At 69.9% G+C, this 25,929-nt stretch carries 25 protein-coding genes, 1 pseudogene and 1 riboswitch; of the genes and pseudogenes, 14 read left to right on the plus strand and 12 right to left on the minus strand.

Annotated elements, in window-relative coordinates; all coding sequences use genetic code 11:
• The first annotated feature begins 105 nt into the window (after positions 1-105).
• The 4 genes from AB0C82_RS29655 (at position 106) to AB0C82_RS29670 (ending at position 4,802) form a co-directional block, all read left to right on the plus strand.
• On the plus strand, positions 106-1,635 hold the full coding sequence (locus AB0C82_RS29655) for an SDR family oxidoreductase (protein WP_362847758.1): 1,530 nt from the start codon (positions 106-108) through the stop codon (positions 1,633-1,635).
• Positions 1,636-1,709: 74 nt separating this feature from the next.
• Positions 1,710-3,089 carry a deoxyribodipyrimidine photo-lyase gene (locus tag AB0C82_RS29660; RefSeq protein WP_362847761.1) on the plus strand — a complete coding sequence of 460 codons (1,380 nt, stop codon included), beginning with the start codon at positions 1,710-1,712 and terminating at the stop codon, positions 3,087-3,089.
• Positions 3,090-3,240: 151 nt separating this feature from the next.
• The gene (locus AB0C82_RS29665) at positions 3,241-4,497 is read left to right on the plus strand and encodes a bifunctional GNAT family N-acetyltransferase/ATP-binding protein (protein WP_362847764.1); all 1,257 of its coding nucleotides are present in this window, start codon (positions 3,241-3,243) and stop codon (positions 4,495-4,497) included.
• Between the two features lie 98 nt (positions 4,498-4,595).
• The gene (locus tag AB0C82_RS29670; RefSeq protein ID WP_362847767.1) at positions 4,596-4,802 is read left to right on the plus strand and encodes a DUF5988 family protein; all 207 of its coding nucleotides are present in this window, start codon (positions 4,596-4,598) and stop codon (positions 4,800-4,802) included.
• A gap of 559 nt (positions 4,803-5,361) precedes the next feature.
• On the opposite strand, the gene AB0C82_RS29675 is transcribed toward AB0C82_RS29670, so the two are convergent.
• Positions 5,362-5,526, minus strand: a complete 165-nt coding sequence (locus AB0C82_RS29675) for a hypothetical protein (RefSeq protein WP_362847769.1) — start codon at positions 5,524-5,526, stop codon at positions 5,362-5,364.
• A gap of 83 nt (positions 5,527-5,609) precedes the next feature.
• Positions 5,610-5,796, plus strand: a riboswitch (cyclic di-AMP (ydaO/yuaA leader).
• A 4-nt stretch (positions 5,797-5,800) separates the two neighbouring features.
• On the opposite strand from AB0C82_RS29675, the gene AB0C82_RS29680 reads away from it, so the two are divergent.
• Positions 5,801-6,649 carry a transglycosylase SLT domain-containing protein gene (locus AB0C82_RS29680; RefSeq protein WP_362847772.1) on the plus strand — a complete coding sequence of 283 codons (849 nt, stop codon included), beginning with the start codon at positions 5,801-5,803 and terminating at the stop codon, positions 6,647-6,649.
• A 104-nt stretch (positions 6,650-6,753) separates the two neighbouring features.
• On the plus strand, positions 6,754-7,254 hold the full coding sequence (locus tag AB0C82_RS29685; RefSeq protein WP_362847775.1) for a GNAT family N-acetyltransferase: 501 nt from the start codon (positions 6,754-6,756) through the stop codon (positions 7,252-7,254).
• A 105-nt stretch (positions 7,255-7,359) separates the two neighbouring features.
• Here the strand turns inward: AB0C82_RS29685 and AB0C82_RS29690 are convergent, their stop codons facing one another.
• On the minus strand, positions 7,360-8,214 hold the full coding sequence (locus AB0C82_RS29690) for a PepSY domain-containing protein (protein WP_362847778.1): 855 nt from the start codon (positions 8,212-8,214) through the stop codon (positions 7,360-7,362).
• 182 nt (positions 8,215-8,396) lie between these two features.
• Between AB0C82_RS29690 and AB0C82_RS29695 the strand changes: the two genes are divergently transcribed.
• The 5 genes from AB0C82_RS29695 to AB0C82_RS29715 all read left to right on the plus strand — a co-directional run bounded on the left by AB0C82_RS29695 (position 8,397) and on the right by AB0C82_RS29715 (position 12,973).
• Complete coding sequence (locus AB0C82_RS29695; protein WP_362847780.1) at positions 8,397-8,645, plus strand: DUF6296 family protein; 249 nt, start codon at positions 8,397-8,399, stop codon at positions 8,643-8,645.
• Positions 8,646-8,830: 185 nt separating this feature from the next.
• A complete protein-coding gene (locus AB0C82_RS29700; protein WP_362847984.1) occupies positions 8,831-9,592 on the plus strand; it encodes a DeoR/GlpR family DNA-binding transcription regulator in 762 nt (253 codons plus the stop codon).
• Complete coding sequence (pfkB, locus tag AB0C82_RS29705; protein ID WP_362847783.1) at positions 9,589-10,536, plus strand: 1-phosphofructokinase; 948 nt, start codon at positions 9,589-9,591, stop codon at positions 10,534-10,536. Before AB0C82_RS29700 ends, pfkB begins: the two co-directional genes overlap by 4 nt.
• A 96-nt stretch (positions 10,537-10,632) precedes the next feature.
• Positions 10,633-12,639, plus strand: coding sequence for a fructose-specific PTS transporter subunit EIIC (locus tag AB0C82_RS29710; RefSeq protein ID WP_362847786.1), 2,007 nt, complete (start codon positions 10,633-10,635; stop codon positions 12,637-12,639).
• A gap of 61 nt (positions 12,640-12,700) precedes the next feature.
• A complete protein-coding gene (locus AB0C82_RS29715; RefSeq protein WP_362847788.1) occupies positions 12,701-12,973 on the plus strand; it encodes an HPr family phosphocarrier protein in 273 nt (90 codons plus the stop codon).
• 62 nt (positions 12,974-13,035) lie between these two features.
• On the opposite strand, the gene lepB is transcribed toward AB0C82_RS29715, so the two are convergent.
• From lepB to AB0C82_RS29745, 6 genes are all read right to left on the minus strand, one after another.
• On the minus strand, positions 13,036-13,728 hold the full coding sequence (gene lepB / locus AB0C82_RS29720) for a signal peptidase I (protein WP_362847987.1): 693 nt from the start codon (positions 13,726-13,728) through the stop codon (positions 13,036-13,038).
• Positions 13,729-13,861: 133 nt separating this feature from the next.
• A complete protein-coding gene (locus AB0C82_RS29725; RefSeq protein ID WP_362847791.1) occupies positions 13,862-14,179 on the minus strand; it encodes a hypothetical protein in 318 nt (105 codons plus the stop codon).
• 113 nt (positions 14,180-14,292) lie between these two features.
• Positions 14,293-14,802 (minus strand): DUF664 domain-containing protein, encoded by a 510-nt coding sequence (locus tag AB0C82_RS29730; protein WP_362847794.1) that lies wholly within the window; start codon positions 14,800-14,802, stop codon positions 14,293-14,295.
• A 56-nt stretch (positions 14,803-14,858) separates the two neighbouring features.
• Positions 14,859-15,092, minus strand: coding sequence for a hypothetical protein (locus tag AB0C82_RS29735; RefSeq protein WP_362847796.1), 234 nt, complete (start codon positions 15,090-15,092; stop codon positions 14,859-14,861).
• Between the two features lie 4 nt (positions 15,093-15,096).
• Entirely contained in the window at positions 15,097-15,771 is a 675-nt protein-coding gene (locus AB0C82_RS29740) for a TNT domain-containing protein (protein WP_362847799.1), read from the minus strand.
• Positions 15,772-15,892: 121 nt separating this feature from the next.
• On the minus strand, positions 15,893-16,333 hold the full coding sequence (locus AB0C82_RS29745) for a nuclear transport factor 2 family protein (protein ID WP_362847802.1): 441 nt from the start codon (positions 16,331-16,333) through the stop codon (positions 15,893-15,895).
• A gap of 91 nt (positions 16,334-16,424) precedes the next feature.
• On the opposite strand from AB0C82_RS29745, the gene AB0C82_RS29750 reads away from it, so the two are divergent.
• Positions 16,425-16,997 carry a PadR family transcriptional regulator gene (locus tag AB0C82_RS29750; RefSeq protein WP_362847805.1) on the plus strand — a complete coding sequence of 191 codons (573 nt, stop codon included), beginning with the start codon at positions 16,425-16,427 and terminating at the stop codon, positions 16,995-16,997.
• A gap of 25 nt (positions 16,998-17,022) precedes the next feature.
• Here the strand turns inward: AB0C82_RS29750 and AB0C82_RS29755 are convergent, their stop codons facing one another.
• The 3 genes from AB0C82_RS29755 to AB0C82_RS29765 all read right to left on the minus strand — a co-directional run bounded on the left by AB0C82_RS29755 (position 17,023) and on the right by AB0C82_RS29765 (position 21,417).
• Positions 17,023-17,538 (minus strand): DinB family protein, encoded by a 516-nt coding sequence (locus AB0C82_RS29755; protein WP_362847808.1) that lies wholly within the window; start codon positions 17,536-17,538, stop codon positions 17,023-17,025.
• A gap of 38 nt (positions 17,539-17,576) precedes the next feature.
• The gene (locus AB0C82_RS29760) at positions 17,577-18,368 is read right to left on the minus strand and encodes a DUF4389 domain-containing protein (protein ID WP_362847811.1); all 792 of its coding nucleotides are present in this window, start codon (positions 18,366-18,368) and stop codon (positions 17,577-17,579) included.
• 211 nt (positions 18,369-18,579) lie between these two features.
• Entirely contained in the window at positions 18,580-21,417 is a 2,838-nt protein-coding gene (locus AB0C82_RS29765; RefSeq protein WP_362847813.1) for a glycoside hydrolase family 48 protein, read from the minus strand.
• A gap of 430 nt (positions 21,418-21,847) precedes the next feature.
• Between AB0C82_RS29765 and AB0C82_RS29770 the strand changes: the two are divergent.
• Together AB0C82_RS29770 and AB0C82_RS29775 are read left to right on the plus strand one after the other, a co-directional pair.
• A pseudogene (locus AB0C82_RS29770) lies at positions 21,848-23,310 on the plus strand (cellulase family glycosylhydrolase).
• Positions 23,311-23,326: 16 nt separating this feature from the next.
• On the plus strand, positions 23,327-25,060 hold the full coding sequence (locus tag AB0C82_RS29775) for a glycoside hydrolase family 6 protein (RefSeq protein WP_362847816.1): 1,734 nt from the start codon (positions 23,327-23,329) through the stop codon (positions 25,058-25,060).
• Here AB0C82_RS29775 and AB0C82_RS29780 read toward each other — a convergent pair.
• Positions 25,057-25,923 (minus strand): VanZ family protein, encoded by an 867-nt coding sequence (locus tag AB0C82_RS29780; RefSeq protein WP_362847818.1) that lies wholly within the window; start codon positions 25,921-25,923, stop codon positions 25,057-25,059. The two genes, AB0C82_RS29775 and AB0C82_RS29780, sit on opposite strands and share 4 nt — an antisense overlap.
• Positions 25,924-25,929: the final 6 nt, after the last annotated feature.

The raw sequence follows: 25,929 nt of genomic DNA on the forward strand, positions 1-25,929 counted from the left end.
CCGGCTGAGGGCGCGCGCGGACAGTGTTCGGCGTACGCCCGGGAAGCCGGACCGCCGCCGTGCGTACACAGTGGGAGGGACGACACGAGCCGAAGCGGAGGCGTTATGCGGAGCCAGGAGAGCGGGACCGGGTTGCGGTGCCTGGTGACGGGGGCGACCGGGTACATCGGCGGCCGACTCGTCCCCGAGCTGCTGGACGCGGGGCACAGCGTGCGCTGCCTGGCACGCACTCCGGAGAAGCTGCGGGACTACCCGTGGGCGGCCCGGGCGGAAGTCGTCAAGGGGGACGTCACCGACGCGGATTCACTCCGCCCGGCCCTGCGGGACATCGATGTCGCCTACTACCTGGTGCACGCGCTGGGCGCCGGTACCGGCTTCGAGGAGACGGATCGCGAGGCCGCCCGCACCTTCGGCCGTGAGGCACGGGCAGCGGGTGTCCGGCGCATCGTCTATCTCGGCGGTCTCACTCCGTCGGACGTCCCCGAGGCGGAGCTGTCGCCGCACCTGCGTTCCAGGGCCGAGGTGGGCAGAATCCTCCTCGCATCGGGGGTGCCGACCACCGCACTGCGCGCCGCCGTCATCATCGGTTCGGGGTCCGCGTCCTTCGAGATGCTGCGCTATCTCACCGAGCGGCTGCCGGTCATGGTCACGCCGAGCTGGGTGTCGACGAGGATCCAGCCGATCGCCGTACGCGACGTGCTGCGCTATCTCGTGGGCAGTGCGCGGATGCCGGACGAGGTGAGCCGCTCCTTCGACATCGGCGGCCCGGACGTCATCACGTACCGCGACATGATGGAACGGTACGCACAGGTGGCGAGGCTGCCGCACCGGCTGATCCTGCCGGTGCCCATGCTCACTCCGCGACTCTCCAGCCACTGGATCGGGCTGGTCACCCCGGTCCCGCGGTCGCTCGCCCGTCCGCTCGCCGAGTCGCTGCGCCACGAGGTCGTGTGCAACGAGCACGACATCGCCAGGTACGTACCCGACGGCCCCGGGCAGCCTTTCCCGTTCGCGACCGCGCTCTCCCTCGCCCTGCAGCGGGTCCGCGAGGCCCAGGTGACGACCCGCTGGTCCTCGGCATCGACCCCCGGCATTCCGAGCGATCCGCTGCCGACCGACCCCGGCTGGGCGGGCGGAAGCCTCTACACGGATGTGCGGGAACGCACCGTGGACGCCCCGCCCGAAGCGCTCTGGCACGTCATCGAGGGAATCGGCGGTGAGAACGGCTGGTACTCGTTCCCGCTGGCCTGGGCCGTACGGGGATGGCTGGACCGGCTGGTCGGCGGAGTCGGGCTGCGCCGGGGCAGACGGGACGCCGAGCGGCTCAGAGTGGGGGACTCGCTCGATTTCTGGCGGGTCGAGGAGATCGAACGGGGACGGCTTCTGCGGCTTCGCGCGGAGATGCGTCTGCCCGGTCTGGCCTGGCTGGAGTTGTACTGCGAGGAGGCCTCGGACGGAAGGTCCCACTACCGCCAGCGGGCCGTCTTCCACCCGCGCGGGCTCCTGGGCCACCTCTACTGGTGGAGCGTCTCACCGTTCCACGCCGTCGTCTTCGGCGGCATGGCCCGCAGGATCGCCCTCGCGGCCACCAAGGAGACGTCACCCGCCCGCGTGAAATCCGCTGCTCTCGACTGACTGCCGCAACCAAACGGTGCGGCGGGACAGAAGGTGTCAGCGTTCCCCCTTCGCTTCCCGTCAGAGGTTCCCCCATGACCGTCGCAGTCGTCCTGTTCACCTCCAACCTGCGGCTCCACGACAATCCGCCGCTGCACGCGGCACTCGCGGCCGCGGACGAGGTGGTGCCGCTGTTCGTCCTCGACGGCCACATCGCGGACCTGGGCTTCGGTGTGCCCAACCGCCGGGCCTTCCTCGCCGACTGTCTCGGTGACCTCGACGCCGGTCTCCGTGACCGCGGCGGGCGTCTGGTGATCCGCTCGGGCAGGCCGGCCGACGAGGTGTGCCGGGTCGCCGCCGAGTCGGGGGCCAGGGACGTCCACATGGCCGCCGGGGTGACGACGTACGCACATCTGCGCGAGGAGCGGCTCCGGACCGCCCTGGAGTCTCAGGGATGCCGTCTGCACGTCCATGACGCCGTGGTCACAGCCGTCGCCCCGGGCACGGTGACTCCTTCGGGGTCGGGTTCCGACCACTTCGCCGTGTTCACCCCGTACTTCCGGCGGTGGTCCGGACAGCCCCTGCGTGAGGTGTTCGCGGCCCCCCGCGCGGTTCGCGTGCCGGACGGCCCCGGCTCGGAGGCCGTCCCCGACCGTACGGCCGTGACGGGTGTCGCCGAAGGGCTGGCCACGGGCGGTGAGGACGCGGCGAGGAAGCGGCTCGCCGGGTGGTACCGCGACGGGATCGAGGAGTACCAGGACCGCCAGGACGACCTCGCGGGCGACTCGACCTCCAGGCTCTCCCCCGACCTGCACTTCGGGACCCTCTCCCCCGTCGAGCTGATCCACCGGGCTCGCGCGGCGGGCGGACCGGGCGCCGACGCCTTCGTACGCCAGCTGTGCTGGCGGGACTTCCACCATCAAGTCCTGGCCGCCCGTCCTGCGGCCGCGCACGCCGACTACCGGACGCGGCGGGACCACTGGCGCACCGAACGGTCCGCGGCCGGCGACATCGCCGCGTGGCGGGAGGGCCGTACCGGCTATCCGGTCGTGGACGCCGCCATGCGCCAGCTGCGCCACGAGGGATGGATGCACAACCGGGGCCGCCTGCTCGCCGCGAGTTTCCTCGCCAAGACCCTGTACGTCGACTGGCGGATCGGCGCCACCCACTTCCTCGACCTGCTGGTGGACGGCGACATCGCCAATAACCAGCTGAACTGGCAGTGGGTGGCGGGTACGGGCACGGACAGCCGTCCCAACCGCGTACTCAACCCTGTCATCCAGGGCAAGAGGTACGACCCCGATGGCACGTACGTACGCCGTTGGGTTCCCGAGCTCCGCGGCCTGGAGGGCGGCGCGGTCCACGAGCCGTGGAAGCTGCCGGCTTCAGCCCGGGACGAGTACGCCTACCCGGAGCAGGTCGTGCAACTGGCTGATTCCCTCGCCCGGTTCAAGGCCGCGCGCGACCTCACCTGAGCTCCGGCGGGCGGCCCCGTCCCGTAAGTCAACCGCTGGCACCGCTTCCCTTTCGTACGACTGCGCCCGTGGCGTTGTCCTCCGCGGCGCACGACGGCGGGCCACCGGGGATCTAGCGTCTCCGGGACCACCCAGCGGCGAGGAGCGGCATGTGAACTGGCTCATCCATGACTATCGCGAGGACGATCTGGCGGCGGTCGTCCATCTCATCGACACGACGGCGGACCTCGGACAGGAGTCCGTCTTCTCCCTCGCGGAGTGCATCAGCGCGCTGACGTCCCGTCAGCCCGCGGTGGTCGCCGTCCACCGCGGCCGTCCCATCGGCGCGGCCCTGGCGCACGTCTCGGGAGGCCGTGCCTGGGTGATGCGGATCGCCATCGAACCGGCCTGGCGCGGCCGGGGCCTGGCCAGCGCACTGCTGGTGGAGCTGGAGCGCCGGCTGATCGAGGCGCGGGTGCGCCGCATCGCCTACGTGCTCGCGGAGGAGGAGATGCTCGGCGAGGGTCTGCGCAAGGCCGGTTACACGAGGCGCCCCGCCGTCGCCTACTTCGAGAAGGCGGAGCCGGCCACGGGTACGCCGGCCGACCTCATTCAGGAGCTGGGCGGCCGGGTGCTGTCCGGTGACCTGTGGGACAAGGTGGCCGGCATGGCGGCGGAGAAGAGCCTGATCGAGCGCCGTGTCGTCATGCCGCTGGCCGAGCCGGAGCGTGCGGCACGGCACGGAGTCGTCCCGCCCCGCGCGATCGCCCTCTTCGGTCCACCGGGGACCGGGAAGACGACGTTCGCCCGGGCCATCGCCTCACGTCTCGGGTGGCCTTTCGTAGAACTGCTGCCGTCCCGCCTCGCCGACGAGGGCAATCTCGCGGCCGCCCTGCGCACGGCGTTCGCCCGGATAGCGGAACTGGAACGGGTGCTGGTCTTCATCGACGAGGTCGAGGAGATCGCCCCCGTACGCGGCGAGCGCCAGGAGCCGGGTATGCACGGCGTCACCAACGAACTCCTCAAGCTCATCCCCGGTTTCCGGGAGCACGACGAGCGGCTGCTGGTGTGCGCCACCAACTCCATCCGCTCACTGGACCCGGCCTTCCTCCGTCCGGGTCGCTTCGACTACCTGGTCCCGATCGGCACCCCGGACGTGGCGGCGCGGGCGGCGATCTGGTCCCGGCATTCGGCACGGCGGGACGACGTCGACGTGGACGCGCTGGTCGCGGCGAGCGAGCTCTTCACCCCGGCAGATATCGAGCACGCGGCACGCACCGCCGCCCAGGCCGCCTTCGAACGCGATGTGGCCGAGGCCGGCGCGGACACCGACGACTATCTCGCCGCGCTCAGCCAGTGCCGGCCGACGGTCACCCCCGCGGTCATCGCGGAGTTCACCGCCGACATCACCACTCACGCCCGGACCTGAACGGATGCGCGGCCGCCCGTCGCTCCGCCCTCCCGCGCGATGCCGTGACGTCGGCGCGTCACGGCGGAGGCGGGCAGCGCTCCGGGCAGACTTTCCCCATGGCCAACGTAACGAAAGCCGCCCTCGAAGGCGGCCCCGGGGATCTCCCCGAGCGGATCGTCCCCGTCACCGAGTCCGGGCTCGACGTCAAGATCCCGTTCCGGGGCGGGTACGAGCACTTCAGGGCGACGGACCGCCGGAAGGAAACGACGGAGGGCCCGTTGCCGGTCTACGAATGGTGGGAGCGCACGGAAGTACCCGGCTAGAAGCCCGCGCCCCGCTCCCCCGGTACGCACCCCGTCGCGGCCCGCGCATACGAGCGCAGCGCACTGACGACCTCCGGTCGTGAGCGGCGGCCCGCCGGCACGTCCATCTGATACCCGTCCTCCATCGCCACGAAGTCCGACTCGTGTGCGCGATGTCCGACAGCGCGAAGTGCCCCTGAGTCTCACCGAGCACCAGGATCCCCTGGTACACGCCGATCTGGCGTTCCGTCAGGACGCTGTCCAGGCCGGCGGCCTTCGGGTCGCGCAGGGTGCGGGGCCAGCACTCGAAGAGAAGCCGTGGCGGCTGGTCCTGCGGGCCGGCTGCCATGCCGGACGCGATGCAGGTACGCAGCCGGTCCCGGGCGTCCGTGTGCCGCTCGGCCGCCATGTCACGGTCCCGGCGGAAGCGCTCGATCGCCTGTCGACGTCCTCGATGCCTGCCGCTGCCGCCGTACGGAGGATCGCTCCGGCCCTACCCCGGGCACCCGAGCCGTACACATATGACTAAATAATCCCAATACGGACTTTTGAAGCAATAATCTTCTATAACCCATAGCATTCATTTCACCCGAACCGCACCGGTATCACCTTCGCGCAAATCGCCCTTTTCGGACTCAGTGGCCAGCGTCACGTCCACGATCGGCAGATTCCCGACATGCACCGCGGATCCCTTGCGCGAGAAGAGAGTTGGCTTCGCGGTTCGGGTGAATCCATTCACGATCATGTTTTTCGATCTTGCAAATGAATTGTGATCCGGAATTCGGGACTTGTCCCTTTCGGCATTTCTCGCCTACGGTCACCCTCAATCCGGATGGAACGCCGAATCCTGCCGCTGTCCGGAAACCCAGACCACTCACGCCCGGCAGGAGCGGGGGACCCAGGTAAGTCGCCGATCCGTTATGCGGAACGGCTCGGGGTTAAGTCGCAGTCACCTGCGGCCAGGCATCTCCAGCCTGAACCCGACAGCTCACCTCGTAGGCACCGGAGAGGAATTCACCATGCCCACGATGGGTAAGCACCGCCGTACCAAGCGCAGCCCGCTGTCCCGTGGCCTCGTCGCCGTAACCGCAGGCGGAGCCGTTCTCGCACTTCCGGTGATCGGCGCCACCACCGCGTCCGCCGCACCGGCACAGTCCGTCACCGCCGAAAGGGCGGGTGTATCGGCGGCCGCCCCCGCCAAGGCAATCACCGCGCAGAAGGCCGGAATCACCACCTATTCCGTCGTCAAGGGTGATTCCCTGTACAAGATCGCCGACGGGCATTCCCTGGACGGCGGCTGGCAGCGGCTGTACAAGGACAACAAGAAGGCCGTCGGCGACAATCCCGGGCTTATTCGCCCGGGCCTCGAGCTGGCGATCGGCGCCAAGTCGAAGGCCAAGGCCTCGGGTTCGTCCGAGCGCACCGCGACGGCCGACCGCGCCGACCGCGCCGACCGCTCGGAGCGGTCGAGCGCTCCCGTCGCGAAGAAGGCCGCCGCTCCCGCCGCCGCTCCGGCAGCCGCCCCGGCCGCCGCGCCCGCGACGTACACGAACGACCTCGACGGCTGGATCAAGGAGTCGCTGGCCGTCATGGCAGCGAACGGCATCCCCGGCACCTACGAGGGCATCCACCGCAACATCATGCGTGAGTCCTCGGGCAACCCGCAGGTCGTCAACAACTGGGACTCGAACGCAGCTGCGGGCACCCCGTCCAAGGGCCTCCTTCAGGTGATCGACCCGACGTTCCAGGCGTACCACGTGCCCGGCACGTCGATGGACAGCTTCGACCCGGTCGCCAACATCACCGCGGCGTGCAACTACGCCGCCGACAGGTACGGCTCCATCGACAACGTCTTCGGCGCGTACTGATCCCCTGGCCTCGGCCGCGGTGTCACTGCCGGGTGGTGAGGGTCCGACGGGCCCTCACCACCCGGCAGTTCCGCGTGTGCACAGGCCGTGGAAGACTCGCCCCCATGCCCGAACTCCAGCTCCTGCGCCCCGATCACGCCGCAGCCCTGTTCGCCTTCGAGCAGGAGAACCGCGCCTACTTCGCCGCCTCGGTCCCGGACCGCGGCGACGACTACTTCGCACGGTTCGACGCACGGCACAGCAGCCTCCTGGCCGAACAGGCCGAGGGGCTGTGCTACTTCCACGTGCTGGTGGGTGCGGACGGCGAGGTGCTGGGCCGGGTGAACCTGGTGGACGTCGCGGACGGTTCCGCCGACCTCGGGTACCGCATCGCGGAGAAGGCAGCCGGGCGGGGCCTGGCCACGACCGCGGTCCACCGCATATGCGTCCTGGCCGCCACCGACTACGGCCTGACGGCGCTGCGGGCCTCGACGACCCTGGACAACGCCCGCTCCCAGGCCGTGCTGACCCGCACCGGTTTCGTGCGCACCGGTGAGACCGTGCTCGACGGCCACCCGGGGCTGTCCTACGAACGGCCGCTGGACCCACAGGCGCTGCTCCCCTGACCCGACGGTCCTGGGGAGCAGCGCGTGGCCCACGTAAGGGGGCGGTGGCGAGCCGGGGCCGGCCCGCCACCGCCGCGGGCAGGGCTGCGCCGCCCGATGTCGGCGTCAGTCGCGGACGGTCTCCTCGCGGACGATCGAGCCGCTGACCGCGTCGACCTCGAATTCGGTCTTGTTCCAGTCCTTGGCCACGACATCGACCGCCCACACCAGGGTGTCGTCGTCGTTCGTGTCCAGGCCCATCGACGTGACAGTCCCCTTCTTCTTGTCCGTCGCCACCTTGGCCGCCTGCGCGGGCGTCTGCTTGGCCTCGGCGATCCAGTCGGCCATCTGGCTCTTGTCGGCGGCGTCCTGGTCGGCGTCGGGCTCCGACTCGATCACCTTGCCGGAGACCCCGTCGATGCGGATGGTGTGCGCGGCGCCGTCCGTCTCCACGACCTCGGCGACCCACTGCGGGCCGGTGCCACTCGGGCTGGGGCTGCCGCTCGGGGAGGCGGTTCCGCCAGGAGTGGCCACGCCGGTCGGACTGCCGGTCGGACTCGCCGTCCCGGCGGGGCTGGCGGTCCCCGTCGGCGAGGGACTCTCGCTCGCGTCGGTACGCCGGTCGGTGTCGTCGTCCAGGCCCTCCAGGTCGAGCTCGACCAGCTTGCTGTTCGGTACGGCCCCGACCGCCACCTTCGCCGCCTTGTCGAAGGTGACCTTGGTTGCCTGGAGGAGGTTCTTGCGCTCGGTCTGGTTCTCGGTCAGCTTCGGGCTGCCGGAGGGGCTCGGGGACGGGGAGGTCGTCTGTTGCGGAATGACCTTGGCGGCCTCCGAGGTGGCCGCCCCTGTCTGATCGCCACCCTCCTGACCGCAGCCCGCGACCAGGGCGGAGGCGACGACGGCGCACAGCGCGCCTGCGGCGACGCGGAGACGGCGGGCGCGCGGGGAGAGTGTGGTTTTTCGTCGGAATTCAAGGCTCATACACGCATGACTAGCCCCGGCACCGGCCGGTCATGTCGACCCGCGGGACGGGTCACCCGATCGACCGGGCGGCTCCCCCGTTGGCGTCATCCCGCCCGGGCGCGCCGCGGTCGAGGGTGCGAAACAATGGAGAGCACAACCACGGACACCGGCTCCAGCCGGCGTCCGGTCGGGAGGCCCCCATGGATTACCCGGACAGTTACGAGCTGATCTTCCAGACGCACGGCGCGGCGGACGACGTGGTCGTCGTCCGGATGACCGACCGGTCAGGGGCCGGCGGATACCCGGTGTACGAGGACGACACCGGGATCGTGCGCGCGGAGATCAGCTACCGCGGCGAGGTACGCATGCTGGCCAGCGGCGGACACCAGGCACCGGGGATCCCCCTGCTCGTGCGTCCCCTGTCGGAAGGGGCGCCGCCGGTCCGCTGAGCGGAGAAGAGCACGCACCGGGACGTGGTCGGCGTCCCGGTGCGCTGTGTGCTGCGCACCGGCCGTGTGACGCCCCGAAGTCCGTTCATGCCCGCTCGTCCCCCGAATCTGTTTACTTTCCGGCACCCCGGACGTAACCTGATCGCGAAACCACAGACTCGGGCATGGAACGGACACGAAACCACATGTACGCACCGGAGCGGCAGCAGGAAATCCTCCGCCTCGCCCAGGAGAGCGGACGCGTCGACGTCCTCTCCCTCGCAGAGGAATTCCAGGTGACCGCCGAGACCGTGCGGCGTGACCTCAAGGCGCTCGACCGGGCCGGGCTGCTGCGCCGGGTGCACGGCGGGGCGATTCCGGCCGGCCGGCTCGGTTTCGAGCCCGACCTCGCCGAACGCGACGTCGTGGCCGCGGACGAGAAGGACCGGATCGCCGCCGCCGCGCTGGGCGAGCTGCCCGTCGACGGCAACGTGATCATCGACGCAGGCACCACCACGGCCCGGCTGGCCGCCGCGCTCCCGCTCGAATCGACCCTGACGGTGGTGACCCACGCCCTGCCCGTGGCCGCGCGCCTCGCCGACCATCCCGGGATCGCGCTGCACCTCGTCGGCGGCAGGGTCCGCCACCGTACGCGCGCGGCCGTCGACGCCTGGGCCCTCAGCGCCTACGCCGAGATCAACGCTGACGTCGTCCTCCTGGCCACCAACGGCTTCTCGGCCGAAGGCGGTCTGACCACCCCGGACCTCGCCGAGGCCGCCGTGAAGCGCGCCATGATCTCGGCTGCCCGCCGGGTCGTGCTCCTGGCCGACTCGGGCAAGTTCGGCCAGGAGCACTTCGCCCGCTTCGGCGATCTCTCCCACGTCGACCTGCTCATCACCGATACGGGGCTCAGCCCCGAGGACGCCCGGGCCATCGAGAGCCGGGGCACGGAAGTGATACGCGCATGATCCTCACCGTCACCCCCAATCCGAGCCTCGACCGCACCTACGAGCTGCGGGACCTCACCCGGGGCGCGGTCCTTCGCGCCACCGGGGACCGGGTCGATCCCGGTGGCAAGGGGATCAACGTCTCCCGCGCGGTGGCGGCGGCCGGCCACCGTACGGTCGCGGTCGCTCCCCTGGGCGGGCCCGAGGGGGCCCTGCTCGCCCGGCTTCTCGGGGAGCACGGGATCGAGGCCGCCGGTGTGCCGATCGCGGGCAGCACCCGCGTCAACATCACGCTCGTCGAACCGGACGGCACCCTCACCAAGGTCAACGCGACCGGGCCCGAGATCACGGAGTCCGAGGCCGAGACCCTCCTTGAGACGGTGCGGACCCGCTCGTCGGACACCGACTGGATCGCCTGCTGCGGCAGCCTGCCGAGGGGCCTTCCCCCCGAGTGGTACGCCGAACTGGTGGCGCGCAGCCACCGGGCCGGTGCGCGGATCGCCCTGGACAGCTCCGGGGCCGCCCTGCTCGCCGCACTCCCCGAGCGCCCGGACGTGATCAAGCCCAACGCCGAGGAACTCTCCGAAGCCGTCGGCCGGCCTCTCGCGACGGTCGGGGACGCGGTCAAGGCCGCCGAGGAACTGCGCGGGCGGGGGGCGCGGGCCGTACTGGCCAGCCTCGGAGCCGACGGGCAGCTTCTGGTGGACGCCTCGGGCACGTACTTCGCCAGTGCCCGGGTGGAGACCGTCCGCAGCAACGTCGGTGCCGGGGACGCCTCGCTCGCCGGTTTCCTGGCCGCCGGGGGCTCCGGCCGGTCCGCGCTCGCGGCCGCTGTCGCGCACGGCGCGGCAGCCGTCCAGCTTCCCGGCAGCGTGATGCCCACTCCCGCCGACGTCGATCTGTCGTCGGTCGTCACGACCACGGACATCCCCCTGGACCGCGTGCTGACGGAGCCCGCGCCATGACGTCCGTGTCCTGGACTACGAGATCCCCCGTACGAGCCGACAGCCACCCGTCCCCCCTGCCGCCACCACGGCGGTCCACGAGCAAGGAGCCCCGCGATGAGTGAGCTGATCACCGCGGACCTGGTCGACCTCGATCTGTCCGCCGAGACGAAGAACGCCGCGACGAGGTCGCTGGCCGAGCGGATGGTCGCCGCCGGGCGCGTCACCGACCTCGACGGCTTCCTCGCCGACGTGGCCGCCCGCGAGGCGCAGATGCCGACCGGCCTGGACGGCGGCATCGGTATCCCGCACTGCCGCAGCACGCACGTCAGCGCTCCGACGCTGGCGTTCGGGCGCAGTGGCCCGGGCATCGACTTCGGTGCGCCGGACGGACCCGCCGACCTGATCTTCCTCATCGCGGCTCCCGCGGGGGCCGACGAGGACCACCTCACCATCCTGTCGAGCCTGGCGCGGCGGCTGATGGACCCCTCCTTCACCGGCGCCCTGCGCGCGGAGGCCGACCCTGCCGTCGCGGCGGGCCTGATCCGCGGCGACGAGCCGCCGTCCGCCGCCGAGGAGCCCGCTCAGGAGACGGAAGCGCAAGAGACGGTCGGGGCGGCAGGGGCGGCTCGGACTGCGACGCCCGAACCGTTCCGCATCGTCGCCGTCACCTCCTGTCCCACGGGCATCGCCCACACCTACATGGCCGCCGAGTCGCTGGAGGCGGCGGCCCGCGCCGAAGGGATCATCCTCAGCGTCGAGACGCAGGGTTCGGCCGGATTCGAGCCGCTCGACCCGTCCGTCATCGCCGCCGCCGACGCGGTGATCTGGGCGCACGACGTCGACGTGCGCGAGAAGGCCCGGTTCGGCGGCAAACCGATCGTCGATGTCGGGGTGAAGGCGGGGATCGGCCGGCCCGCGGAACTGATCGCCGAGGCCCGGCGCAAGGCCGAGCGGGGCGAGATCAGCGGCGCCGCCGACGACGGCGGTTCCGAGGCCGCCGTGCCCGGATCTGGCGGCGCCGGCACGCACTTCGGTGTCCGGCTGCGTACGTACCTGATGTCCGGCGTCAGTTACATGGTGCCGTTCGTCGCGGCGGGCGGACTCCTGATAGCCCTGTCGTTCGCCATCGGCGGGTACGAGATCGCCGGCGCGAAGTCCGTCGCCGATCACTTCGTGTGGGGCGAGGCCGACAGCTGGGCCGCTCTCCTCAACCAGATCGGCGGCGCCGCCTTCGGGTTCCTCGTCCCGGTGCTGGCGGGCTACATCGCGTACGGCATGGCGGACCGCCCGGCGCTCGTCCCCGGGTTCGTCGGCGGAGCCATCGCCCTGACCATCGAGGCGGGGTTCCTGGGCGGTCTCGTCGCCGGTCTGCTGGCCGGTGCTGTGGTGATGGCGATCCAGCGCGTGAAGGTCCGTCCCACGCTGCGCGGCATCATGCCGGTGCTGGTGATCCCGCTGATCTCCTCAGCGGTGGTCGGCTTCCTCATGTTCGTCGTGGTCGGCAAGCCGATCGCCTCGCTGCAGAAGGCGCTGACCGACGGGCTCAACGGGCTCTCCGGCTCCAACGCGATCATCCTCGGCATCGTGCTCGGCCTGATGATGTGCTTCGACATGGGCGGCCCCCTCAACAAGGTCGCCTACGCCTTCGCGGTCGGCGGGCTCGCCGACCCGACGACCGGCAGTCTCAAGGTGATGGCGGCGGTCATGGCCGCCGGTATGGTGCCGCCCCTGGGGATGGCCCTGGCGACGACCGTGCGCGCCAGGCTGTTCACCCGGACCGAGCGGGAGAACGGCCGTGCGGCCTGGGTGCTGGGCGCGTCGTTCATCAGTGAAGGCGCCATCCCGTTCGCGGCGGCCGACCCACTGCGCGTCATCCCCTCGGTGATGGCGGGCGGTGCGGTCACCGGCGCCCTGTCGATGGCCTTCGGCTGCACCCTGCGGGCACCGCACGGCGGCATCTTCGTCGTCCCGCTGATCGGCCAGCCGTTCCTCTACCTGGTGGCGATCGCCGCGGGCACGGTCGTGGCGACCACGCTGGTCGTCGTCCTCAAGGGAACACGCCCAACCGCGCAGGACCCGGCTCCGGCTTCCGGGGCCTCGAAGATCCCCGTCGCCGCCTGACCGGGCCGAGCGGCACACCGGCCGGCCATCCGGCACCCATCCACCCCACAGGAGTGATCGCATGTACCAGTGCACCGTCGCCGTCGGTTCCCGTAGCGGCCTGCATGCCCGCCCGGCCTCGCTGTTCGTCCAGGCGGCAGCCCGTCAGCCGGTCAAGGTGACCGTAGGGCGGGAGGGGCAGCAGCCTGTCGACGCCCGCAGCATGCTCTCCGTGCTCGCGCTGGCGGCTCAGCACGGTGACTCCCTGGTGCTGTCGGCCGTGGGTGACGGCGCCGGAGCATCGGTCGACGAGCTCGCCGCGCTCCTCGCACAGGACCTGGACGCCGAGGCCTGATCCCCCGGTCTCCGATGCGCCTCTGCCTCCCGGCCGTTCACGGCGGGGAGGCAGAGGCGTCGTCAGCGGCCGAAGGTGTCGGGCACCGGCAGTGTGTCCCAGCGGGTCAGCGGCCAGGCGACCACCACCGCGCGTCCCACCACCTCGTCGACCGGCACCATGCCGCGGTAGGGATCGTCCTGGTGGTAACGGGAATCCCCGGACGCCTGGCGGTGATCGCCCATCACCCAGACCCGGCCGTCGGGCACCGTGACCTTGAACTGGCCCGCGTCGTCGGTGCTGCAGGCGGTGTTGCCCGGGAACACGTACGGCTCGTCGAGCGGCTTCCCGTTGACCTTCACCGGGCCGTCGCCCTTGCACTCCACGGTGTCCCCCGCGACGCCGATCACCCGCTTGATGAGGTCCTTCTCCTCGGCGGACGGCATCACCCCGACGAAGCCCAGTACCTCCTGGAACGCGTTGGGAGGCTCGGTCGGCACACCCCTCAGCCAGTTCGAAGGATCGTGGAAGACGATCACCTCCCCGCGTTCGGGCTCGGAGCCGAACCACGGGGTCAGCTTGTCGACCAGGACCCGGTCGCCCTTCTGCAGTGTGTTCTGCATCGATTCCGACGGAATCGAGAACGCCTGGAGCAGGAACGTCTTGATGAACAGCGCCAGCAGCAGGGCTACGCCGATGAGAATCGGGAGTTCTTTCCAGAGCGGTCGCTGCGTCTTCGTCCGCGTCCTCGTCCGCCGTGCGCCCGTCAGCACCATCAAGCCGCTCCTCGCCCCGTGTTCGCCACCGCCCTGCGTGGGCAGCACCGGCTCACTCTAGGCGCGATAGCTGTGACGGAGGCGCGTAAAGGTCATGCGGCCAGGCTTTCAGGGGAATGTCTCAGGCGTACGGTCACAGAGCTTCGGGCTGCGGGGGCGCGGCCTGTTCCGTGAACCGTGGATCGGGGACCGTGGCGCCGCCTCCGGCGCGCACCGCCTCGACGACCGCCTGATGGAACGCCCTGCTGGCCTGTTCGGTGGGGCAGCGGACGGGGCTGCCGGCCAAGGTGAACCAGTCCGAGGCTCCACTGAACTGCACGGCCACTTCGGCCTGACCGTCGGCCCATGTCGTATGGACGGTGAGATCGCCGCCCACGATTCCTGCTTCTTCGGTGCGGACTCCGCCGGCTCCCGCGAAGACACCGCTGGTCGTCCACGATGCCCAGCTCATGACGCGACGCCTTTCGGACAGTGACAACCCTGTCAAGAGGACTGCTCCGAGTATGACACCGCAGTTCGGAGCCCGCATGGGCGTCTCCCGGCCGGTCCGCCGTACGGAGATCGTCAGCGGCGCTCGAGCGCCCCCCTGACGAAGGCGGCCTGGCCCGCGTGCTGGAGATCGTCGGCCAGGACGCTGACCAGTCGCACGCCGAGCGTGACCGGCGGTGACCATCTCTCGTCCACGATGCGTTCCAGCGCCCTGCCGTCCAGGCCGCGGACGTATCCGACGCTCCGCTCGTGGACGGCGTCGTAGTAGCCGAGAAGGAGTTCGGCCGAGTCCACCCGCACCTCGGCGACCTGGTCGGCGGTCTGACCGTAGCCGGTCGCGTCCTCGGCGAAGGGCAGGCCGAACCGCTCGGCCCAGCCCTGCGACAGCCAGACCTGCCCGGTTCCCGCCGCATCGCCCACGTGGTCGTCCTGGATGCGCGTGAGATGCCAGACGAGCCAGGAGATCGAATTCGCCCCCTCGTCGAGCCGGGCGTTGAGGTCTTCGGGCGGGAGGCCGTCGACCGCCGTGTGCACCGCTTCCCTGACGCGCTCGAACGCGTCGGCCAAGATGCCTGCTGTGTTCATACGAACACCATGGCCGGTACCTCCCGGTGCCCTGGGTCCGACACGCGGCCGGCCTGTCAGACGAGCAGCCCCAGCAGATGCGCGCACGCCGTCCGCTCGTCCGGATGCCGGGCGATGACCTCGTAGGTGCCGCGCTCGAACGCACCGGTCTCCCACACCCCGTCGGGCGACCTCCGCAGGAAGAGGAAGTCGGTGGGCGTGGGGACCGGTTCGTGGACGCCTTCGATGCGGTAGTAGCCGTCGGGCACGCCCGCAGCCCGCAGCGCGGCCCGCAGGTGCGGGCGGTCCATCGCCCTAGACTCCGGCGGGCGTCAGGTAGCCGTGGTCCAGCAGCCACTTCACGTTGAGCCGCAGGCCCTCGCCCGGGTCCAGGAACACGGCGTCGAGCTTGATCTGCTGACCGCCGCCCGGCTGCTCGAACCACGGCGCGATGCTGCCCTGCCACACCCAGAACGGCTTGGCGACCTTGTAGACGCGGTAGTCGCAGGCGACGGCGGCGTCACGGGTGTTGAGGCTCTGCGGAGGCAGCGCACGCTCGGCGTAGGCGTCACCGGCGGGGGCGAGGTAGCTCCCGTACTCCGAGCCGAAGCGGTCCAGCCGCTGCCCCGCGCGCAGCTTGGCGGGCTCCTTGTCGAGCTCGCCGTTGACCTCGCCGAAGCCGTCGTTCGGCGGGTACTTCCAGCTCCCGGATTCCGCCGGGCCTTCCCAGTACTTCTTGAGGAAGTCGGCGGGCGAGAGGTCACCCGTCCTCTCGTAACCGTTCAGCAGCGGGCCGACGGGGGCCTGCTGCTTCTTCGGCAGCCACTTCGGCCCGAGCCGCGCGTCACCCTGGAACTCCCCGGTGCACGGCTCGTGCCGTGGCGCGGCGGCCGGCGTGCCGTTGAGGTGGGACGTCGCGGCGCTCGCCGGCGCGCTCAGGAGCCCGGCGGTGATGCCGAGTGCGGCAAGTACGGTACTCATACGGTTCATTGGCAGGGCACCTCGGAAATTTGATGATCCATCGACAGCTGACGCAGGGTAACGCCTCGATGGCTCCGGGTATCCGCACCATGCCGTTGCCGGCCCCGAACGTGGGAGTGATCCGCCCGCGTCAGCCGCCCGCGGGGTCCGGCACGAGGCCGTCGGCGACCAGGCCCGCGAAGACGGCGTCGCTGAGCGCCTTGACCGCCGACAGCGGCCTGACCATCACGGTGAACTCCTTGATACGGCCCGACTCGTCGAACTGGAGCAGGTCGATGCCGTGGATCTCCTTGCCGTTCACCGTGGCCCTGAAGACGAGCACCTCCGAAGCGGCCGGTTCGCCGTCCACTGCGGTGTCCACAGCACCGTCGAGCTGTCCGACGTACCGGAAGTCCTCGAACGTCCGCAGCAGCACGCCGAGGAGGCCCAGCATCATGGGCCTGCCCTCGAACGGGGTGAACTTCACCGGGCTGTAGAAGCGGACGTCCTCGGTGAAAAGCGCTTCCAGGGCCGGCTGGTCACGCTTCTCGATGGCGGTGCGAAAGCGTTGCGCCGTGTCGGCACTCGTCATGGCTGACTCTCCTCTGCGTACTCAAGAATCTGACTATTCAATTTTCAGACTATGATGCAGGCAGAAGCACAACAACGGAAGGGGGTGGCCCATGGCTCTGCGTCACGCGGTACTCGCGGCCCTGCTGGACGGTGAGTACAGCGGCTATCAGCTGGCCAAGGCGTTCGACATCGGCGTCGCGAACTTCTGGCACGCGCTTCCCCAGCAGGTGTACGCCGAGCTGTCGAAGCTGGAACAGGACGGGCTGGTCGCCGGGCGCGAGGTGGTCCAGGAGACCAGGCCCAACAAGCGCGTGTTCCGGGTCACCGGAGCGGGCCTCGCGGAGTTGGAGGCTTTCGCGGCCGCGACCGCGAAAGCCTCCTTCATCCGGGACGACCTCCTCGTCAAGGTCCAGGCCGTCGACCGGGTCGACGCCGGTCCCGTGATCGACGAGCTGGAGGAACGAGCAGCGACCGCCGCCGCCAAGACCGAAATCCTCGCCGACCTGCTGATCCGGCTGCGCGGCCCGGTCGGCGAGGAGGAGTTCCTGCGCGACGGTGAGCGGATCGGGCCGTATCTCACCTGCCTGCGCGGGCTGGCCTTCGAGCGGGACAACCGGGACTGGTGCCTGCGGACCGCCGACGTCCTGCGCGGGCGGGCGGGCACCGGCGACCGGCCCTCCTGACCGCCGGCATGGTCCGGGTCCGCGCTCAGTACCCGGTGGCGCCGTCCAGACTCTCGCGCAGCAGATCCGCGTGGCCGATGTGCCGGGCGTACTCCGCGATCATGTGGACGTGGACGAGACGCAGCGAGTAGAGCGTGCCATTGTGGGTGAAGGTGTCGTCGAGCGAGGCATCGGCCACCGTCTCGTCCGCCAGACGGATCTCCTGGACTAGGCGCGTGTAGTCCTCCTCGGCGCGCTCCTCGGCGAGGTCCTCGAAGTCCGCGTCCTTGCCGAGCTCCGGCGCGTACATCGGCGCGAGCGGCAGAGCGGCGAACCGCTCACGGAACCAGGTGCGTTCGACCTTCGCCATGTGCCGCACCAGGCCGAGCAGGGTGAGGTTCGAGGGGCGGACCGTCTGCTCGGCCAATTGCTGTCCGGTGAGTCCGGCGCACTTGCCGAGGAGCGTGCTGCGGTAGTAGGCGAGGAATCCCTCCAGTGTCTCGCGCTCGTTCCCGACGAGGGATCCGGAGGTCCGGGTGACTTCGGGTGCTGTCCATGTCATCGCGCGATCATGCCCGTCGACCGCGCGGTCACGCGACCCTATTCGCCCGCGGAGGCGCTGAAGTCATCGGTGTCGTCCGTGGTCCAGGACGGCGTGGACGAACCCAGTCCGCTCAGAAGACCGCAGACCAGGAACAGGACGACCAGGCCCTTCGCCGCGCCGCTCATGATCAGGGGCCTGGTCGCGGAGCGTTTACGCAGGCCGGTGACCGCGAGGTCGTCGTCACCGAAGAGGCCACGCGGGTACGCCGGTGTGAGCATCAGGGCGTAGGCGGAGAAGCGCATGTGGTAGCGCAGCGTCGCCGCGGTCGCGTCGAAGAGCGGCCGGGGCATCCGGCCGAGGATCAGCGTGATGACCCACCAGATGAACGACAGCGCGAACCAGCCGCTCGTCGCGAGCGACTGAACGACCGCCGCCGGAATCATGAGGAAGATACGGAAGAAGACGGCGAGCCGGTTGAGGTCCGTCGGACGCACCTCGATCTGTACGGGGTAGTCCGGCGGCGGGGTGAGGGCGAACGGCGGATAGCGGTCGATGAGCAGCATCTCGCTCGCCGCGACCCGCATGTGGTAGCCGAGGTACTTCTCGAGATAGCCGAACACGGGGCCGGGCAGCCGCCCCAGAACGAGTGCGGCGAACCAGCCGAAGATCACCGTGAACACGGCGGCGATATGGAGGAGGACCAGCACGAGGAAGTGCGGGATGAGCAGGAGCAGACGCAGCAGCACGGTGAGCCGGCGCTGACGTGCGGGCTCGATGACGTCGAGGACGGGCAGGAATTCGTCCGGGTCCCCGGCCACGCGCCCAGGACTCCACTGACCGTCCGCCATGGTGCTCCTCCTGAGCAGGTGAGCCGCACGGCTTCGGCACGCGCGACGTCATCCCACGCTGGACGGGTCCGGGGCCGCGCGCAATCCCCGCCGGGCCGAACGGGTACCGCCCGGCACACGGGGGAACACGGGAGGAACACGGAGGTGCGGGTCCCTGGCCCGCACCTCCGTGCCCTCGCTCATTCACTCGTTCGCGTACTCACTCCCCCGCTCACTCCAGGAGGTCTCCGTACGCTCCGAGGGCCAGAGCGATGTCGGCCTGTGCCCAGAAGCGGTGGTAGGTGAACACCGGAGCGGCGCCACCGTCCAGGTAGCTCTGGACCTTCGGCCAGTTCGGGTCGTCCTTGTAGAACGAGCGGATGGAGGCGAACGTCGAGCCTGCGTCGACGGTGTCGCCGTTGGGCATGGCGCCGGTCCAGCCGCCCGGCACGTACACCGGGTCGTCGAACCTGTTGTAGTCGGCGCGGGTCTCGGGGACGGCCACCCCGGCGTCGTCCTGGTAGTGGTCCCACATGCCGTCCAGAAGGGCCTTCGCCGCGGTCTTCGCCGCCGCGTCGCCGGACTTGGCCGCGTAGTAGGTCAGCGTCCGGGCGTAGGCGCCGGCGACACCGACGTCGTTGGTGTAGTCGGCGACGGTCACGTGGAGTCCGCTGTTCGCGCCGGGGCTCGACGCGTTCCAGGTGTCGGGCGCTCCCGTCCACTTGAGGGTGGACGGAACCCGGTACGTGCCGTCCGGGTTGATCGTCGTCTCCGACAGGGCCCAGTCGACCCACTTGTCGAGTACGGCCTTGGCCTGGGCGTCGCCCGACTCGTGGTAGTACTCGGCGACGCGTTCCATGGACCACGCCTGGAAGCCGAACCACTGGTTGGACGGCGGGTCGTGGTACACCGGCTTCTCGTCGTAGTACATGCCGTGGAAGGTCGGGGTCCCGGCCGGCGGCTGGGCGTAACTGCCCTTCCAGCTGTTGGTCGCGCCGCCCGCGATGGCACCCTCGGAGGACTGCAGCCACTGGTAGAAGTCCAGCTGCCGGTCGAGGCTCTTCGCCCAGTCCTGCTGTCCCGTGGCCGACTTGGGCTTGAGATCGGGGACCGCGCTCAGTGCGTACGCGGCCATCGGGTTCTGGTACCCGCCGTGCGCGTGGCTGCTTCCGATGCGCCAGGACCAGCCGGCCGCGGTGTCGGTCGCGCCGCCCCAGGCGTAGTACCAGGACATCAGATAGTGCGAGCTGTCCTTGCCGGTGCCCGCCGGGCAGGTGGTCGGGCCGACGCAGCCGCCCACCTTCTTGAAGTACTTGTCGAACATGGCGTAGCGCAGGTAGTCGCCCATCTTGGCGGCCTTGCCGACGGTCGCCGAGACCTCGCCGCCCTTGCCCTGCTCCTTGGCCCACATGTCGGCCCAGTAGGCGGCCTGCACCGCGCGGGCGTCGGCGTCGGGGGCGTTGGTGAACTTCCACTGCTTGGCGTACGAGGCGTCCCCGGTGAACAGGTCCAGGTAGCCGTTCTTACCGCCGTAGGTGAACTTGTCGCAGGTCGGGTGGGTGACGGTCTCCCAGACGGACTCCTGCGGCCCGCGCTGGAAGGTGTTGATGTACGAGGGCCCGGTCTCGGCAGGGCCGGCCGAGCACTTGCCGGGTGTGTTGCCGAAGCCGTACACGTTGTCGACGTCCTGGATCCAGTGCATCCCGTAGATGTCGTCGGTGCCGTAGGCGCTCTTCAGCTCACCCGCGATGGGGTCCGAGCCGGAGGTCGCCGAGGGATCGAGGACGGCGGGGTACTGGGTCGGTACGTCGTACTCCGGTGCGTACGTGGCGGGCTTGGACGCGTTGTAGAAGGAGTTCGTGGGCTGGTCGGCGTGGGTGGGGATCATGTACCTCTCCATGGTGTCCCACGCCCCGTTGAACTTGGTCCAGTCCCCGGTGATCTTCCCGTACATCGCCTGCAGCCAGATCAGGTAGCTGTACGCCTCCGACGTCGTCTCGTGCCCGTGGTCCGGTGCCTCCACGATCAGCGTCTCCACGGAGTGGTACGGAATGCCCTCCGGCGAGAAGTAGCCGTTCGCCGGGTCGGTGATCTTCCCGTACAGATCGAGGAAGCGCGCGTCGTACGTCTTGGTCGCGGCCAGCTGCGTGACGGTGACCTCGGCCTTGGCGTGCCCCGGAGCCGTCACGGTGAAGGTCGCGGCGCCCGTGCCCGCGCTGTCGGCGCTCACGGTCACCTTCTGTGCCGTCGACCAGTTCGACGGTGTGAAGGAGAGGCTCGCTCCGCCGGTGACCGTCAGTCCCGCGTTGCCCGCGGTCCGCGCCACGGTGACGGTGACGGGAGCGGACGGCGCCGTGGACAGCGATACGCCGAAGGTCCCGGACGTGCCCTGGCGGACGCCCAGTTGGGCGGGAGTGGCGACGACGGCGGGTCCCGCCACGACCGTGATGCCCGCGGGAGGTGACTCGGCCGATGCGCCCTGGCTGTCGTAGGCCCGTGCGTAGACGGAGTGTCCGCCCGCCGCGAGCCCCGAAGCGTTGTAGGAGTACGGCGAGGTCGTGTCCGTGCCGAGCAGGGTCGTGTCGTCGTAGAACTCCACCTTGCTGATGGTCGCCCCGTCCGCGGCCGCCGCCGTCGCGGCGAGCGGGACGGAGTCGCCCACGGTGAAGACGGAACCCGCCGCCGGGCTGGTGAGGACGGCGATCGGCGGCTGGTGGGCGCCGGCGCAGGTGGTGCCGTTGACGGCGAAGCCGGTGGGGGCGGCGTTCGTACCGCTGTAGGTGAACTGCGCACCCGTCGTGACGGCTGCTCCCGGGGCGATGGTCGCGTTCCAGGAGGCGTTCTTGACGGTGACGTTCTTCCCGGACTGGGTCCAGGTACCGCTCCAGCCGTTGCTGAGCGTCTGATTGCCCGCGTAACTGTAGGCGAGGGTCCAGCCGTCGACGGGAGCGGAACCCCGGTTGGTGAGGTTGAGTTCGGCGGTGAAACCCGAACCCCAGTCATTGGCCTTGTAGTCGACGCTGCACTGAACAGCGGCGGCCTGGGCCGGAGTGCCGGCGGCGGCGGTCATTCCCAGGGGGAGCGCCAGGGCGGCGACGAACGCCGTCCATAACCGTCGGGATTTCGTTCCGGTTCTGCCGGATCTCCTTGGTACCCACGTACTTCGTGCGCTTACCGATGGCATGCGCGGGTTCCTCTCGCGGCTCGACGACATGGGGGGTCTTGCGGGGTTGAGCACAAGCCTTGAACCAGTGGGAGCGCTCCCAGCATGGGGACGAGGAAAAAGGGAGTCAATAGACTTGAAGAGTCGAATAAATTCGATAGATAGAGTTCAGAACTGGTGTGTTGACCGACACGAGTTGACGCTCTAACGTCTGCCACACCAGTGGGAGCGGTTCCATCAGTCAACGTGCCGTAGGGGGCACGTCCGGCCGATAAGGAGTCGCTTCGTGCGACACCCCCCGCATTCACCACACTTACGGCACGTGTTCCGCTCAGTCCTGGCAACTGTTCTCGCCACGGTCGGCCTTGCCGTCGCACCCGTGGTCACCGCCTCCGGCTCCGCACCCCTCTGCACGGTGGAGTACACCACCACCAGTCAGTGGGACGGCGGCTTCCAGGGGTCTTTCACGCTCACCAACCTCGGCTCCTCCGTGACCAGTTGGAGCCTGGGATTCGACCTGCCCGGCGACCGGAAGGTCACGCAGGGCTGGAATGCCCGGTGGTCGCAGTCGGGCAGTACCGTCACCGCCGCGAACGAGAACTGGAACGGCACGCTCGCGAACGGTGCGAGCGTCAGTGCCGGCTTCCTCGCCTCGGGAGCCGGTACGGGATCTGCGCCCGGCGCGTTCACGCTCAACGGGACGCCGTGCGGCGGCGGCCCGGGTCCGACCGACCCACCGGACCCGACCGATCCACCGGACCCGACCGATCCACCCGACCCGCCGGACGGCCCTCCCGTCCTGAAGGTGTCGGGCAACAAGCTCGTCGACGCGAACGGCGCCACGCGCCGGATGCTCGGCGTCAACCGCTCCGGCGGAGAGTTCATGTGCGTACAGGGACATGGAATCTTCGACGGCCCGGTCGACGACGCCTCTGTACAGGCGATCGCCGACTGGAATGCCAACACCGTCCGTATCCCCCTGAACGAGGAGTGCTGGCTGGGCCTGGACAACATCGATCCGCGCTATGCGGGCGACAACTACATCAACGCCGTGAAGGCCCTGGTCCAACGGGTCAAGGACCACGGCATGACACCCATGGTCGAACTGCACTGGACGTGGGGGCAGTACACCGGTAACTCGGCCGGCTGCTCCGACGTGCACGCCAGCTGCCAGAAGCCCATGCCCGACGCGCGGTACACACCCGCCTTCTGGTCCTCGGTCGCCTCGGCCTTCAAGGACGATCCGACCGTGGTGTTCGACCTCTTCAACGAGCCGTATCCGGACCGTGCCACGCCCACCATCGGAAAGGCCTGGGCCTGCTGGCGGGACGGCGGGACCTGCCCGGGCATCGGATACGAGGTCGCGGGAATGCAGGATCTGGTCGACGCCGTACGGGCGACCGGCGCCGGGAACCTGATCCTGGCCGGCGGTCTCGCGTACTCCAACGACCTCGGTCAGTGGCTCCAGCACAGGCCGGACGACCCTGCGGGCAATCTCGCCGCCGCCTGGCACGTCTACAACTTCAACGTCTGTGCTGACGAGGAGTGCTGGAACTCCACGCTCGCACCGGTCGCCGCCGAAGTCCCCCTCGTCGCCGGCGAGATCGGCGAGAACACCTGCTCCCACGGCTTCGCCGACCGGGTCATGCGGTGGTTCGACGACCGCGGACTCTCCTATCTCGGATGGACCTGGACACCTGGGACTGTTCCACCGGTCCGGCCTTGATCAGCAACTACGACGGTACCCCCACCCCGTACGGAATCGGGCTGCGCGATCACCTGCGCGCCCTCGACAACTGAGGAAACGGAAACTCTTATGAGCCGCACGAGCCGTACCCCCCTCCGCAGGTCACGCACCGCCCTCATCGCGGCGGGAGCGCTGGTCGCCGCCGCGGCGGGCACCGCCGCCGCAGCCGTACCCTCCGCGGCGGCAGCCGCCGGATGCACCGTCGACTACAAGATCCAGAACCAGTGGAACGGCGGCCTCACCAGCGCCGTGACCATCACCAACACCGGCGACGCGATCAACGCCTGGCAGCTTGAGTGGTCGTTCGCCGCCGGCGAGCAGGTCTCCCAGGGCTGGAACGCCACCGTGTCGCAGAGCGGCGCCGCCGTCACCGCGAAGAACGTCTCGTACAACGGTTCCCTGGCCACGGGGGCGTCCACCTCCTTCGGCTTCAACGCCAGTGGCAGCGGAAACAGCACCGTTCCGGCGACGTTCAAACTGAACGGCGTCACGTGCAACGGTGGCCCGACGGACCCGACCGACCCCACCGACCCCACCGATCCGCCGGTCGGTGACCGCGTCGACAACCCGTACGTGGGCGCCGACGTCTACGTGAACCCGGAATGGTCCGCGAAGGCCGCGGCCGAGCCCGGGGGCTCCCGCGTCGCCAGTGAGCCCACCGCCGTCTGGCTCGACCGCATCGCCGCCATCGAGGGCGTCAACGGCGGCATGGGCCTGCGCGACCACCTGGACGCGGCCCTCACCCAGAAGGGCACCGGTGAGCTGGTCGTCCAGCTCGTCATCTACAACCTGCCGGGGCGCGACTGCGCGGCGCTCGCCTCCAACGGCGAGCTCGGTCCCACCGAGATCGGCCGGTACAAGACCGAGTACATCGACCCGATCGCGGCGATCCTCGCCGACCCCAAGTACGCCGGCCTGCGCATCGTCAACACGGTCGAGATCGACTCGCTGCCCAACCTGGTCACCAACACCGGCAGCCGTGCCACCGCCACCCCGGCCTGCGACGTCATGAAGGCCAACGGCAACTACGTGAAGGGCGTCGGCTACGCGCTCAACAAGCTCGGCGACGCTCCCAACGTCTACAACTACATCGACGCCGGACACCACGGCTGGATCGGCTGGGACGACAACTTCGGCCCGTCGGCCGACACGTTCAAGGCGGCGGCCACCTCCGAGGGCGCCACGGTGAACGACGTGCACGGATTCGTCGCCAACACGGCCAACTACAGCGCGCTCAAGGAGGAGAACTTCTCCATCGGCGACTCCGTCAACGGAACGTCGGTGCGGCAGTCGAAGTGGGTGGACTGGAACCGCTACACGGACGAGCTGTCCTTCGCCCAGGGGTTCCGCACCAAGCTGGTCTCGGTCGGCTTCAACTCCGGCATCGGCATGTTGATCGACACCTCGCGCAACGGCTGGGGAGGCACCGCCAGGCCCGCCGGCCCGGGAGCGAGCACCAGCGTCGACACCTACGTCGACGGCGGACGCTACGACCGGCGCATCCACATGGGTAACTGGTGCAACCAGGCCGGAGCCGGACTCGGCGAGCGGCCGCAGACCGCACCGGAGCCCGGCATCGACGCCTACGTCTGGGTGAAGCCCCCGGGTGAGTCGGACGGCTCCAGCAAGGCGATCCCGAACGACGAGGGCAAGGGCTTCGACCGTATGTGCGACCCGACGTACACGGGTAACCCCCGTAACGGCAACAGCATGACCGGCTCGCTGGCGAACGCCCCGGTCTCCGGCCACTGGTTCTCCGCCCAGTTCCAGGAGCTCATGAAGAACGCCCACCCGGCTCTCTAACGCCGGCTACGGCCGGGCCGGGGCGCTCCTCCGTCCTTGCCCGGCCCGCGGTCCCGGATACGGGTGAACAGTTCACGGACACGGGCCGGGGCGGAGACGCTCCGGCCCTCTCGGGCGCCGGCACCGGGCTTGCGCGGCTTCGCGCGGGGCGTGGTCCCGGACTTCCCCTTCATCCCGTTCTTGGACCTGATCCCGGCCTTCGCCTTGATCCGGTCCGTGACCGTGGTCCCTGCCCCGGCCTTGGTCCCGGCCTTCGCCTTGGTCCTCGGCCTGGGCTTGATCCCGGCCTTCGCCTTGGTTCCGGCCTTGGCCTTGTCCTCTCCCCCGGCGTTCGCCTTCGAAGTGTCCGGTCCGGCGGCCGGTGCCGCTGCCCGGGGACCTTCGTTCAGCGTGTGGTAGCGGTGGCTGATCCTGCGGCCCACCAGCAGATAGCCGAGCAGGGCGCCGGTCGTATTGAGGATCACGTCATCGACGTCGAACGCCCGCCCGGCGACGAGTGCCCCCTGCACGAGCTCGACGATCACCATGACCGCCACGGTCAGGAGAATCATGCGGATCATCCGCAGCCTGCGCGCCACCAGGATCGGCAGCAGCACACCGAACGGTGCGCCCAGCAGCAGATTTCCGCCCGCCTGTTTGCAGGCGGCGAGAAACGTGTAGTCCTCGGCGTACTGCCGCAGTGACCGCCCGGGCCGCAGGTTCGAGGTCACGAGGTCTTCGGAGGCCGGCGACGGGGTGAGCGTCACGTGGGCCAGGACGACGGAGAAGGCGACCAGGCCGATGATCGTCGCCACGAGCATCGAGGCCCGTAGCAGCAGCCGTCCCCAGTGTCTCGCTCCGGTGTGTTCCGCCTCAGCAGTCATGGGCGA

This window comes from Streptomyces sp. NPDC048560 (genome assembly GCF_040650955.1).
GTDB lineage: Bacteria > Actinomycetota > Actinomycetes > Streptomycetales > Streptomycetaceae > Streptomyces.